Annotated in this window: 12 protein-coding genes; 1 reads left to right on the top strand and 11 read right to left on the bottom strand. The window is 72.4% G+C overall.

Annotated elements, in window-relative coordinates; translation table 11 throughout:
• Positions 1-87: 87 nt before the first annotated feature.
• From ACWD6N_RS07845 to ACWD6N_RS07895, 11 genes are all read right to left on the bottom strand, one after another.
• Positions 88-1,506: a glycosyltransferase family 39 protein gene (locus tag ACWD6N_RS07845; RefSeq protein WP_450004568.1), complete on the bottom strand. Its 1,419-nt coding sequence runs from the start codon at positions 1,504-1,506 to the stop codon at positions 88-90.
• Between the two features lie 304 nt (positions 1,507-1,810).
• The gene (locus ACWD6N_RS07850) at positions 1,811-3,079 is read right to left on the bottom strand and encodes an alginate lyase family protein (protein WP_450004569.1); all 1,269 of its coding nucleotides are present in this window, start codon (positions 3,077-3,079) and stop codon (positions 1,811-1,813) included.
• A 109-nt stretch (positions 3,080-3,188) separates the two neighbouring features.
• Positions 3,189-3,809 (bottom strand): RdgB/HAM1 family non-canonical purine NTP pyrophosphatase, encoded by a 621-nt coding sequence (rdgB, locus tag ACWD6N_RS07855; RefSeq protein ID WP_354967958.1) that lies wholly within the window; start codon positions 3,807-3,809, stop codon positions 3,189-3,191.
• Positions 3,806-4,531, bottom strand: coding sequence for a ribonuclease PH (rph, locus tag ACWD6N_RS07860; protein WP_449936480.1), 726 nt, complete (start codon positions 4,529-4,531; stop codon positions 3,806-3,808). The genes rdgB and rph overlap by 4 nt, the downstream gene beginning before the upstream one ends.
• Before the next feature lie 134 nt (positions 4,532-4,665).
• A complete protein-coding gene (locus ACWD6N_RS07865; RefSeq protein WP_450004570.1) occupies positions 4,666-5,409 on the bottom strand; it encodes an MBL fold metallo-hydrolase in 744 nt (247 codons plus the stop codon).
• Between the two features lie 224 nt (positions 5,410-5,633).
• Positions 5,634-6,599: a PLP-dependent cysteine synthase family protein gene (locus ACWD6N_RS07870; RefSeq protein WP_089017454.1), complete on the bottom strand. Its 966-nt coding sequence runs from the start codon at positions 6,597-6,599 to the stop codon at positions 5,634-5,636.
• An 11-nt stretch (positions 6,600-6,610) separates the two neighbouring features.
• Positions 6,611-7,000 carry a MoaD/ThiS family protein gene (locus ACWD6N_RS07875; protein WP_354967955.1) on the bottom strand — a complete coding sequence of 130 codons (390 nt, stop codon included), beginning with the start codon at positions 6,998-7,000 and terminating at the stop codon, positions 6,611-6,613.
• Positions 7,001-7,066: 66 nt separating this feature from the next.
• Positions 7,067-7,555, bottom strand: coding sequence for a M67 family metallopeptidase (locus ACWD6N_RS07880; protein ID WP_354967954.1), 489 nt, complete (start codon positions 7,553-7,555; stop codon positions 7,067-7,069).
• A 53-nt stretch (positions 7,556-7,608) separates the two neighbouring features.
• Complete coding sequence (locus tag ACWD6N_RS07885; RefSeq protein ID WP_354967993.1) at positions 7,609-8,103, bottom strand: DUF2017 domain-containing protein; 495 nt, start codon at positions 8,101-8,103, stop codon at positions 7,609-7,611.
• A 61-nt stretch (positions 8,104-8,164) separates the two neighbouring features.
• A complete protein-coding gene (clpS, locus tag ACWD6N_RS07890) occupies positions 8,165-8,455 on the bottom strand; it encodes an ATP-dependent Clp protease adapter ClpS (protein WP_354967953.1) in 291 nt (96 codons plus the stop codon).
• A gap of 148 nt (positions 8,456-8,603) precedes the next feature.
• Positions 8,604-10,154, bottom strand: coding sequence for a hypothetical protein (locus ACWD6N_RS07895; RefSeq protein ID WP_450004571.1), 1,551 nt, complete (start codon positions 10,152-10,154; stop codon positions 8,604-8,606).
• Positions 10,155-10,351: 197 nt separating this feature from the next.
• Between ACWD6N_RS07895 and ACWD6N_RS07900 the strand changes: the two genes are divergently transcribed.
• Positions 10,352-13,030: a LuxR C-terminal-related transcriptional regulator gene (locus ACWD6N_RS07900; RefSeq protein ID WP_450004572.1), complete on the top strand. Its 2,679-nt coding sequence runs from the start codon at positions 10,352-10,354 to the stop codon at positions 13,028-13,030.
• Position 13,031: the final 1 nt, after the last annotated feature.

Genomic DNA, 13,031 nt, shown 5'->3' on the forward strand with positions numbered 1-13,031 from the left:
CGTCGGTGCGCAGGCGGTGCGCTCAGCTCCGTACGAGCGGTCGCCGGACACAGTGGACATCGGTCACGGTGCGTCGGAACTCCCTGCTCAGGCCCGTCCCGTGGCTTGCCACAGTGACACGGTGACCCCGGTGAGCCGGACCACCCGGACCTGCTCGAACCCGGTGAGCTGCTGGCTCAGCGACGGATTCATGCCGGTGCGCTGGTCGGCCTCGGTCGACCCGCTGACCAGCCACAGCCGCTCGGCCGTGCGGAGACAGTCGCCGTTCCGGCAGGTCCGCCCGTACGTCGCGACGCCGCCGGGCCAAGCGGTGAAGACCGTGTTCAGCTCCGGCCCGTCGGCCCGGCGAAGGTAGTAGTTCACACCGTCCTGCAGTCGACTGGCGTATCCGGCATGGATCCCGACCGCGTCGCCAGCGTTGGCCTCCGCCGCGAGGACCGCCACCGCGCCCCGCAGGTCGGGCTCGCCCGGCACGACGTTTTCGCGGTTCGTCGCGTGCATCGGCAGCGCGAAGGCGGCGCAGAGCACGACCAGCAGCGCGGGCAGGACGGCCCGCCGCCAGGACGACGTCGCCGTACCGGGCGCCGGTTGGGCGTGCCGGGTCACGGTCGCGACGGCCAGCAGGCACCACGCCGGCAGGGTGAACAGCACGTACCGGTGGATGAGCAGCGCCGCCACCGGTGAGATGAGCAGCAGTACATAGAACGGCGCGACCGCCCACGTGCCGAGCAGAGCGCCACGACGCCCCAGCGTCACGGCGCCGAGGAGGGCCAGCCCGATGATCAGCGCGCTGACCGTGACACTGCCCGTCACCCGCACGATCTCGTTGTTGGTGCTGTCCCAGGCGGCCTCCGGAATCCACGACACCTGCTTGGCCTGCTCGGACCCGATCCAGGCGAGGGGAAGCACGGGGATGACAGCCGCGACCGCCGCCAGGAACCAGCGCAGGATCACCCTCTTCTGACGAAGGCTCAGGACGTACACCATGTGCGCCGGCAACAGCAGCAGCGCGACCATGTGCAGCAACCCGGCCACGGCCACCACCACGGCGTACGCGAGCCACCGCAGCCACGTCGGCCGCTCCGCCGCACGCAGCATCAGCAGGGTCGCCAGCGCCACCGCGGCGGCGGCGAGAGCGTAGGGGCGCGCTTCCTGCGCGTACCGGGAGACGGTCGGCAGCACGGCGACGAGCAGACCGGCGAACAGACCGGTCGTCGGGTCGAACAGCTTGCGGCCGATGACCGCGGTCATCGCGGCGGCGAGCGCCACCGCGATGATGGACGGCATCCGCAGGGACGCCTCCGATTCGCCGAACACCGCGATCCAGCCGTGCATCAGGATGTAGTAGGGCGCGATGACCGCGTCGGTCACCTCCACCAGGCCCCGCAGCGCCCCCATTGACTTCGTCGACGCCGCCCACGTGGCGATCTCGTCGCGCCAGAGCTGCCGGCGCTCAAGGCCGTAGAGCGCGATGAGGAACGCGGCGAGGGCCGGTACGACCGGCACCGACCAGCGTGCGAGTCGATCCGTCAGGGGAGCTGAAGGGCGTGCTTCCGCGCGCGCCTCACCCGCTGCGGTCACCTCCGGCGAACTGGTGGAGGGGGCCAACTCGACCATTCGTCCTGGTCCTTTGGATCGGGCTGGGCCGGCACGGCGGCCGCCGCCCGGGATGTGGCTCGCAGCTGCGTAGCCTAGACGCCCCTGGTTGCGACCGGCCACGGGGTGCTGCCGGCCGTTGCGCGCAGGCCAGGGCGCGTCGACAGGGGTCCAGCGGTCAGAGCTGGCCGCGGTGGCGGGAGCCGACGTGCGGTCAGTTGGGGTTACCGGCGTGGGTCAGCGTCTCCCAGGCGAAGAAGTAGGCGGCCGGCCCCGCGGGCCGGTCGGCCTCCACCACGCGCCTGGTGTTCGGCAGGTCGAGCCCCATCCTGGTGGCGTAGTGGTTGAAGGCGATCTCGGGTGACGGCGCCAACCCGGTGACGAGCCGACCCCCGCACAGCCACGGCGGCACCGGCCTGCCCAGCTCGAAGCCGGTGTGGAACTCCAGCGCACGAGTGAGCCGCTCGCGCGCCTCGGCGTACAGGTCCCGCCCCTGGATCCACGCCGTCTCGGCGACATGCGCCGCCGCTGCGAGGCCCCACCCGGTGTGCAGAAAGTCGCGGCAGGTCTCCTGGGCGAGCCCGTCGACGAGCGGGTTCTGCCCACCCCAATAGTCGATGAGCTGCGTCTTCGTGAAGACGTCGCCGGGTGGCGCGTAGGGCAGGGGGCCGTCGCCACTGAGATAGACGTACGCCCGCAGCCGCAGCCGCCACTTCTCGACGGCCTTGAGGAACGAGGCGCGATCGTCGAGGAAGACCGAGATGCCCACCGCCGCGTCGAGCATGATCAGTTCCCAGTTCCCCGCCCTGGAGCCGTTCGTCCCGGCGAGGACCGTCGGTAGGTAGACAGTGCGGAGCATCCGCTCCGTACGGGCCAACCAATCGGGGGGCCAGCCGGTGTAGGTGTGCTTGATCAGTTCCGCGGCTCGCGCGAACGTCGCCCCGGCCCACCCCGCCTGCAGCGGCGCGTTGGCGTTGGTGTGCTCCTTGAGAACGCCCGACCACGCGTCCAGGATGTCGATGGCCTTCTCCGCGTACCTGCGGTCACGCGTGAAGGACCACATCAACGCCTGGGTGTACGCGGCCACCGCGTCCTCGGCCTCGGCGGTGCATCCGCTGTCCGGCTGGGAGTAGAAGCCGCAGTCCACGGTGGACACCGGTCGGGGGCGCCAGGACAGCTCGGCGTACTGGCTGCGCTGCATGGCGAGCCATGCCGAACGCCAGGGCTCCTCACCGGCCCTGACCTTGCGGCTCACGAAGTTCAACTGCTCGCTGCGCACCAGCACGCCAGGGTGGACGAAACCGCTGCGGGCGTCGCGCGACTCGGTCAGCGGTGGCGCCGGCGGGATGGGCTCCACGACCCACGCGCCGGCCGCCTCACCCTCCGGCGTCTTGGTCGAGAAGGCCAGGAGACCACCGCTGGCGGCCAGCAGGGCAAGACCCATCAGTGCCGCCAGCACGCCGCGCCTACCGGCCCACGCCATCCCGTCTCCCCGACCACCTGCCGATCCGGATGCCCGGACTTCCGGATTCAGTACATGCCATCGTCCGATCACCTGGCCACCCCGGGCTGCCGACCGGACTGTCCCGGTCTCAGGCCGCGGTGGGCGGCAGCACCTTGGCGATCAGCTTGGCCAGCTCGCGCAGCGCCTTGCCGCGATGGCTGACCGCGTCCTTCTCGGTCGGGGTCAGCTCGGCGTTGGTCCGGTCCTGTCCATCGCCCAGGAAGATCGGGTCGTAGCCGAATCCACCATCACCGCGCGGAGCGCGCAGCACCTGCCCGGACTGCCGGCCGTCGACGAGGTGCTCCTTGCCACCGGGCAGCACCAGCGCCACCGTGCAGACGAACGAGGCGGCCCGCTGCTCGTCGGGCACGTCAGCGATCTGATCCAGCACCAGCTGAAGGTTGGCGTGGTCGTCACCGTGCTGCCCGGACCAGCGGGCGCTGAACACCCCCGGCATCCCGTTGAGCGCGTCCACCGCAATCCCGGAGTCGTCGGCGATGGTCGGCAACCCGGTACGCCGGCAGCCCTCCCGCGCCTTGATCAGCGCGTTCTCGCCGAAGGTCAGACCGGTCTCCGGCAGTTCCGGGTACTGCTCGACGTCGTCCAGCCCGAGGAGGGCGATCCGGTGCGCGCCGAGCGCGCCGTCCAGGATCCGCTGGAGTTCGACCAGCTTCTTGCGATTGCGGGTGGCGAGCAGGACCTTGTTCATGAGAGAGCCTTCCGCTGGGCCTCGGCCAGGTCGGCGCAACCGGCGACGGCCAGGTCGAGCAGGGTGTCGAGCTGCTCCCGGGCGAACACGCCCGCCTCACCGGTGCCCTGCACCTCGACGAAATCGCCCGCGCCCGTGCAGACCACGTTCATGTCCACCTCGGCGGCCACGTCCTCCTCGTAGCAGAGGTCGAGCCGCGCCTCGCCGGCGATGATCCCCACGCTGACCGCGGCCACCGAACGGTGCATCACGTTCTCCGGCTTCCCGGCCAACGCCTTGCGGGCGGCCAGCCAGTCCACCGCGTCGTGCAGCGCCACGTACGCCCCGGTGATCGCGGCGGTCCGGGTGCCGCCGTCGGCCTGGAGCACGTCGCAGTCGAGCACCACAGAGTTCTCGCCGAGCGCCTTCAGGTCGATGCAGGCGCGCAGGCTGCGGCCGATCAGCCGGGAGATCTCGTGGGTCCGGCCACCGACCCGACCCTTGACGCTCTCCCGGTCGGAGCGGGTGTTGGTGGCCCGGGGCAGCATCGCGTACTCGGCGGTCACCCAGCCGAGCCCGGAGCCCTTGCGCCAGCGGGGCACGCCCTCGGTGACGCTCGCCGTGCAGAGCACCCGGGTGCCGCCGAACTCGACGAGCACCGAGCCCTCCGGATGCGTGCTCCAGCCTCGGGTCAGGGTCACCGGTCGAAGTTCATCGGGCCCTCGCCCGTCAGGTCGCGCCATGCCTGCACCCTATGCGGTGCGGCGCCGCACCTGCCCCGGGGTGCCCCGACCGGACACCACCGACGGCGGCGCCCCTGCACCTCGGGCAGCGCGCTGGTCGCATCGACCACCACGTGCGGCCGGGGCGAGGTGGGTCAGACGTCGTAGCTGGCGCCGGCCCGGACCACCTCGAGCGGCCCGGTGTACCCGGCGGCGGCCGACTCCAGCGTGTGCGCCTCGCTGCCCCAGGCGGCCACCAGGTGGGTGAGCAGCAACCGGCCGACCACGGCCTTGGTCGCCGCCTCACCGGCTTCCCGGCCGGTGAGGTGCAGGTCCGGTGGGTTGTCCACGCCGTCGAGGTAGCTGGCCTCGCAGAGGAGGACGTCGGCGTTCTGGGCCAGCCGCAGCAGCGCGTCGCAGGGCGCGGTGTCCGAGGAGTAGCAGAGCGACCGACCGCCGTGCTCCAGCCGCACGCCGTACGTCTCGACGGGGTGGTTGACCCGGTCGACGGTGACCGTGAACGGGCCGATCGGGAAGGTGCCCGGTTGGAGGGCGTAGAACTGGTAGACGTCCTCCACGGAGCCGTCGTCGCCGTAGGCGGCGCTGAGCCGGTCCGGTGCGCCGGAGGGCGCGTACACCGGCAGCGCCGGGTAGGGACCGTCCGGGGCGTACCGGCGGACCACCACGTACGACACGGCGTCGAGGATGTGGTCGCAGTGCAGGTGGGTCAGGAGGATCGCGTCCGGGGCGTGCAGCCCCGCGTACCGCTGGAGGCTGGACAGCGAACCAGGGCCGAAGTCGACCAGTAGCCGGAAGCCGTCGGCCTCGACGAGGTAGGCCGAACACGGCGACTCGGGGCCGGGGAAGCTACCGGCGCAACCCAGGACGGTCAGTCGCATCAAGTTTTCTCGCTGTCACTGTCAGTAGCACCTGAGCCGGCCGTCGTCCCGGCCATGATCTCTACCGACGCGTACGCCACGCTGCGCAGCCTACGCTGGGGTACGCGGGGGCAAGAATCATCCAATGGAACTTGTCACGAACGTGACACCTGCTCACGGCGCGGCGGGCAGCGTACGGGCCGTCGACGTGCGCATCGACGGCCCGTACGCGGAGACCAGATCGGTCACGCCCAGAGCTGCCCCTCCAGGGCGTCCTCGGCGTCGGCCAGCGTGCCGCCGTACGCTCCGGTCGACAGGTACTTCCAGCCGCCGTCGCAGACCACGAAGGCCACGTCGGCGCGGCGGCCGTCGCGGACCGCCTCATGCGCCACCGCGAGGGCGGCGTGCAGGATCGCGCCGGTGGAGAAGCCGGCGAAGATGCCCTCCACGTCGACGAGCTGCCGGGTACGCAGCACCGCGTCCCGCGTGCCGACCGAGAAGCGCCGGGAGAGCACCGAGGCGTCGTACAGCTCCGGCACGTACCCCTCGTCGATGTTGCGCAGGCCGTAGACCACCTCGCCGTAGCGCGGCTCGGCGGCCACGACCTGGATGCCGTCGACCTTCTCCCGCAGGTAGCGCCCGGTGCCCATCAGCGTGCCGGTGGTGCCCAGGCCGGCCACGAAGTGCGTGATGGTGGGCAGGTCGTGCAGCAGCTCCGGGCCGGTCGTCTCGTAGTGCGCCCGGGCGTTGGCCTCATTGCCGTACTGGTAGAGCATCACCCAGTCGGGATGCTCGGCGGCGATCTGCTTGGCGGTGGCGACGGCCTGATTGGAGCCACCCGCCGCCGGCGAGAAGATGATCTCAGCGCCGTACATCCGGAGCAGTTGGACCCGCTCGGTGGAGACGTTCTCGGGCATCACGCAGACCAGCCGGTAGCCGCGCAGCTTGGCCACCATGGCCAGCGAGATGCCGGTGTTGCCGCTAGTCGGTTCCAGGATGGTGTCACCCGTCCGGAGCCGGCCGGCCTCCTCCGCGGCGCGGACCATGAACAGCGCCGCCCGGTCCTTGATGCTGCCGGTCGGGTTCCGGTCCTCCAGCTTGGCCCAGAGCCGCACCGGCGGGGCGCCCTCGGGCACCGTCGGGGAGAGCCGGGGCAGGCCGACCAGCGGCGTGCCCCCGCAGGCGTCGAGCAGGCTGTCGTACCGCGCCATGGCAGCCGCCCTCAGCGGGCGGCGACGGCACCGCGACGGCTGTCGCGGGCTGCCGCCGTCGCGCTCTGCTGGCTGGCCACGGCGGCACTGTGCTGGCTGATCGCCGCTGCCGCCGCGAAGCCGAACGCGCCGCCGGCCACGGCCGGCAGGATGGTGATGCTGTCGCCGTCGGAGAGCTTGGCGTCCAGCGCGCCGAGGAAACGGACGTCCTCGTCGTTGACGTAGACGTTGACGAAACGGTGCAGCGTGCCAGCCTCGGTGACCAGCCGGCCCCGCAGCCCGGCGTGCCGGGAATCCAGGTCGGCGAGCAGGTCGCTCAGGGTGTCGCCGGAACCTTCGACGACCTTGGCGCCGCCGGTGTAGCTGCGCAGGATGGTGGGGATGCGAACCTCGATGGCCATGATGTCGTGCTCCTCATTCGGGTGTGCCAGGGGTGACGGGACGGAACGGGTGCGGACGCTGACGGGTCAGCGGCCGGAACACTCGTAGTCGACCGTCGCCGGGCTCTGCCCGAACATGTAGGACTGGACGGCGTGCGGGTCGACCCCAGCCGCCACGATCCGAACCGGCTCCTCGGTCACCACGCCGTCGACGATCCGGAACGACCGGATCTCCTCGGAGTCGGGCTCGCGAGTCGAGACGAGCAGGTAGTGCGCGCCCGGCTCGCCCGCGAAGGAGACGTCGGTGCGCGAGGGGTACGCCTCGGTGGCGGTGTGCGAGTGGTAGATGACAACGGGCTCCTCGTCCCGGTCGTCCATCTCCCGCCACACCCGCAGCTGCTCCATCGAGTCGAACTCGTAGAACGTCATCGACCGCGCGGCGTTGTCCATCGGGATGTGCCGGGTCGGTGTGTCGCTGCCGAGGGGACCGGCGACCACGCCGCACGCCTCGTCTGGGTGGTCCCGGCGCGCGTGGGCGACGATCGCGTCGATGATCGACCGGTCGATGCTCAGCACGTGCACCAGCCTAACGCCTGCCGGGTACCGGCCTGAAGTGGTGCCGGTCACGCCTAATCGATCAAGGCGTTGAGCAGCGACTCCTGTAGATATCCGAGGTACGCGTAGACCGACAGCTGGAACACCCGGCTGGAGGCCGGGTCCTCGGCGACCGCGTCGTCCAGCTCCTCACCCAGGTCCGTCCCGTCCTTGATCTCCAGCCGGACGCCCATCGCCAGCCGGGCGTCGTTCAACGCGCGCAGCCACGCCTCGGCCGCCTCGGCGTCCAGCCGCACCTCACCGCCCGCCTCATCCGGCAGCGCGGCCAGGATGGCCCCCGCCTGATCGATCTTCGCGGTCTTCAGGTCGCCCTCGGTGTAGCGGCGGAACTCGGCGGAGCCGGCCGCGTCCTCGGGGTAGGCCGCCGGGAAGAGCCGGCCGACGACCGGGTCAGTGTGGTCGAAGCCGTCGGTGAGCAGACCGACCACCTCGGAGGCGACCTTGCGCAGCACCCGCACCTCGTCGACGGCGAAGGTGGCGACGTAACGGCCGGCCTGGCGGCGGAACATGCTCACGATGCCCCCCCTGTTCGCGACTGCGGGGCTCGCAGAACCGGCTCACTCCTCGCGCTCACGAGCGGTCCACCGTCGCCCACAACCCGTACGCGTGCAACTGCGACGCGTCGTGCTCCATCCGCTCCCGGGCGCCGGTGGAGACCACGGCGCGGCCCTTGTGGTGCACGTCCAGCATCAGCTGCTCGGCCCTCTCCCGGCTGTAGCCGAAAAGCTTCTGGAAGACCCAGGTCACGTACGTCATCAGGTTGACCGGGTCGTCCCACACGATCGTCACCCACTGCCGCTCGGACGCCGGCACCTCGTGAGTGGCCGGCGTCTCGACCGGTGCAACCTGCGGAGCCGCCATGCCCCCCATCGTGCCACCGGTTTCCCGGAACCGAGGAACCGGAACGCCGGCCCGGCGAGGATCACCCAACCCGGCGTCCCCGGCCTCGCCCTGAACGCTGTTGGACGCGAGGTCTCGCACGAGGCCGGAGCAGGGCACAGGCACGCCGTCAGGCGAGCAGGATGCCGTGATCGACTGCATCGGAGAGAACCGCGCCCAGCGAGAGGCGGATCACCTCGAACCGTCGGGAGATCTCCCGGGACAGCCCCAGCTCGACCTCCCGCAACGCCCGCTGGGACCACGCCCGTGCGGCGTTGTGGTCGTCATTGCCGGGCGTACGCCACTGCTGCCAGCATCCACCGGACAGCGCCACCGCGACCGGCGGGAGCACCTCGTCGCGGGACGCCCGCGGATAGCCGTCGAGCGCGTCGATCGCCTCCGGACCGGTCAGCGAGGCCACGCCGGCCGTGCTGGTGATCAGCAGCACCTTGTCCAGGTCGCGGCCGGGCCGGTGATCGGTCAGGCCGTACTGCACGGCGGTGGCGATCCGGCGGCGCACACCCCCGGCCGGTGGCGCGCCGAGCACCCGGGCCGCGGCGTCCGCCACGATGCCCCGCACCGCGTGGTCGCACTGCGCGGTGGCCAACAGCGACAACGCCGCCATCTCCCGGTCCAGCAACTCCGGCAGGCCGACGCAGCCGACCCCGAAGACGATCTCCTGAACCACCCGCAGGCGGGCGTTCGCCAACTCCAGCGCGAGGTGCTGGCGGATCCGCTGTGCGCAGGAGCGGGTCTGCCGGTCGAGCTGCTCGGACCAGTCCCCCGGGTCGGACACCACCGACACCCGGTCGTGCTGGCCGGGCAGCACCGGCGGATCCGCACTGGCCCGCCGCAGACCCTCGTGCGCCGCCCAACCCACCAGCGCCCGGCGTAGGTCGGCGGCGGACTCGGCGTCGTCGACCGGGAACCACCGCGCGCTGGCCAGCGAGGGCACCGCGGCCAGCAGCGCCGCGCGGTGCGCCGCCACGGTCACCGCGACCGGGTCCACCTTCCCCGGCCCGCCGTGTGCCGGCGGGACGGACGCCCCCGCGTCCTCCGTCGTCGCCGCGCCGTCGGGCAGCGGGGCCCAGCCCGCCGCGCCGGGGGTGACCGCGAAGACGACCTTCACCGCGGCCGGGGCCACCTCGGCGAGCAGGTTCAGCTCCGCGGCGGTGAACGCCTGATCGGCCGCAATCACGAAGAGCAGCGCGCCGGCCCGGCCGACCGCGTCGAGCAGCACCCGGCCGCCGGCGACGCCGAGCGTGCCGGTGTCCGGCGTGTCGACCAGGGTGAAGTGCCGCAGCAGCGGCTCGGGCACGCTCAGCTCGACCCGCCGGGGCGGGCGGGCCAGCGCCGGGCCGGCGGCGTCCCGGTCCGCGCCGTAGGAGTGCGGTTGGCGGTAGCCCGGCACGTACGCCGCCCGGGTGGGCGCCTTGGCGTGTCGCACCACCAGCCAACTGCCCGCCGGCACGGTGAGCATGACCGGGTCGAGCCCGAGCAGGGTGGCGAACACGCCGCGACGCTCGGCGCCGGCGGGGCCGACGGCGACCACGCCGAGCGGCTCGTCCGGAGCGGGGCCGGTCACCCCGATCCGGGTGGGTAGCGGGCCGCAGCGCGGCAGGTCAGCTGGGCCGGCCATGTCGCCCGGCGAGTCGACCGAGGGGAGAGGGCCCTGCTTCATCGGGTGGCCTCCCATTGCAGGCGACCGGGCGTCCGGTCGCGTGGAAATACCGGTAACGGTACCCGGATGCCGGAAGACTACGGGCGGCCCGATGACCGGGCGGAACACTTCGAATACTCACCGGTAATCGCGAGATTACTCAACTTCGGTGCGTGACGGTGCCGGCGCAGACAGGTCTCGATGGATATGCTGCCGGGATGAGTCGATGGCAGTTCGTCGGCCGAACCGCCGAGCTCAACCGCCTACTGGCGACAGTGACCGGGCAGGCCGGCCGAGGGCTCTTCTTCAGCGGCAGCGCGGGCATCGGCAAGAGCCGGCTGCTGCGCGAGGGCGTGAGAACGCTGCCCACCGACCGGTACGCGATCTGGTCCATCGCGGCCAGCGCCACCACCGCCGCGCTGCCGTTCGGCGGGCTGGTGCAGGTCCTCCCCGCCGAGCAGCCCCAGGGCCTCTCGCCCGCCGGCATCCTGCGCTGGGCGCTGAGCGTGCTGCAACAGCAGGCCGCCGGCCGGCGGATCGTGCTCGCCATCGACGACGCGCACCTGCTCGACCCGCCCTCCGCGGCGCTGGTGCACCTCGTCGCGCGCGCGGAGAACGCCACCGTGGTCGGCACCCTGCGCGACGGCGAGCAGATCCCGCTGCCGATCCGCGCACTCTGGACCGACGACCTGGTCGAGCACGTCGAGCTGACCCCGATGCCACCGGCGGAGACCGCCGGGCTGCTGGCGGCGATCCTGGACGGCCCGGTCGACGCCGGCTCCGCCGACCGGCTCGGCCGGCTGTCGGCCGGCAACCCGCTACTGCTGCGCGAGCTGGTGCACGCCGCCAACGGCAGCGCGGAGCTCAAGCGCACCTACGGCATCTGGAAGTGGACCGGGCGGCTGGAGCTGGCGCCCAATCTGACCGACCTGATCGACACCCGGGTCGGGCAGCTCACCGATGGCGTGCGCGCGGTCGTCGAGCTGGTCGCCTTCGGCGAACCGCTGGGCCTGCACCTGCTCAACCAGGCCGCCAACCCGGCCGACGTGGAGACCGCCGAGGAACGTGGGCTGATCAGCGTGGTGCAGCACGACCGGCGGACCAACGTCCGGCTGGCCCACCCGCTCTACGGCGAGGTCATGCGCCGCCGCTGCCCGGTCAGTCGCACCCGACGGCTCCAGGCGAGCCTCGCCGAGCTGCTCGAGCGAGTCGGCAAGCGCCGCCGCGACGACCTGTTGCGGGTGGCGGTGTGGCGGCTCGACTCGGGCACCGCGCAGGACCCGGCCCTGCTGGTGGACGCCGCGGTGCAGGCATTCACCCGCTACGACGTGCCGCTGGCGACCCGGCTGGCCCGCGCCGCGCTGAACGCCGACGGCGGGTCGGACGCGGCGGAGCTGCTGGCCACCATCCTGATGTTCGCCGACCGGCCGGAGGAGGCCATCGAGGTCCTGGACGCGGTGAGCCCCGACCCCAGCGACGAGCGGCGACTCTGCCGATGGCTGACCGTGCGGGGAATGGTCAGCTACTGGGGGCTGAGCCGGGAGTCCACGGTGGAGGAGCTCGCGTCCCGTGTCGAGCAGCTCAGCGACTCCGCCGACCGGGCCCGGGTGCACGCCTTCGAGGCGATCATGCGACTGCACCGGCTGGACACGACCACCGCCGTACGGCTCAGCCAGCGGGTGCTGGACCGGCCGGCGGCCAGCGTCGCCGCCCGCGAGCTGGCCCGCAGCACCATCGCATACGTCCAGGCCGCGCAGGGCCAGCTGAGCAGCAGCGGTACGGCGATCGCCCAGGTGCACTCCGCCGCGGCCAGCTGGCGTACCGACATGCCGTACCTGCAACTGGCCCTGGAGTTGGCCCGCGGCACCCGGCTCATGCTCACCGGTGACCTGGTCGGCATCGACGCGATCGTCGCCGACGAGTTCGCCGACCTCGCGGGTGCGGGGGACTTCCGGCTCGGCACCGGATACCTGGCCATCCTCCAGGCGTACGCCGCCCGCATGCGCGGGCAGAGCGACGGGGCGATGCGGACGTCACTGGGCGCCTGCGCGGTGCTGGCCACCAGTCGGGTCTACGCCGGTCTGGCCCAGGCCGAACGGGCGCAGGCGGCGGCGCTGCGCGGCGACGCGGCGCAGGCCACCGAGGCGATGGCCGAGGCGGACCGCACCCAGGCACCGGGCATGGCGGTGCTCTACCCGTGGCTGGAGCAGGCCCGCGGCGCGGTGCTCGCCGCGTCGGGCGATCTGCCCGGCGCGATCAAACAGCTCAACGACCTGGTGGACCGGCTGCGCTCGGACGGCTTCGCCGGGCACGAGGTGCACGTCCTGCACGACCTGGTCCGGCTGGATCAGGCCGGCGCGCCGGTCGGGCCGACCTGCTCCGACGGCGGCCGGCGCACCGTCGCGCAGCGCCTCGCCGAGCTCTCTGAGCAGGTCGACGGCGTGCTCCCGCCGCTGCTGGCCCGGCACGCCCGGGCCGCGGTGACCGACGCCGCCACGGATCTGCTCGCGGTCGCCGACGACTACGTCGCGCTGGAGCTGCACGTGTACGCCGCCGAGGCCACCGCCCAGGCCCTGCACCGGCTGCGTCGGCAGCACTCGGCGGCGCCCGGCGACGCCCGGGAGCGCCTCGCCGGGTTGCTCAGCCGCTGCGACCTGATCCGTACGCCGGCGCTGCACGCCGGGGCGCCGGTGCTGACCGAGCGGGAGTGGCAGGTGGCCCGGCTCGCCGCGCACGGCGCGACCAGCCGAGCCATCGCCGAGCGGCTCTACCTCTCGGCACGAACGGTGGAGAACCATCTCCAGCGGATCTACACCAAGCTCGGTATGACCGGCAGGGCCGAGCTGTGGGCGGCCCTCCGGTCGATCCCGGGCCACGAGGGCGGCGACGCGAGCTGAA

The sequence above is a fragment of the Micromonospora sp. NPDC005163 genome, assembly GCF_053599835.1.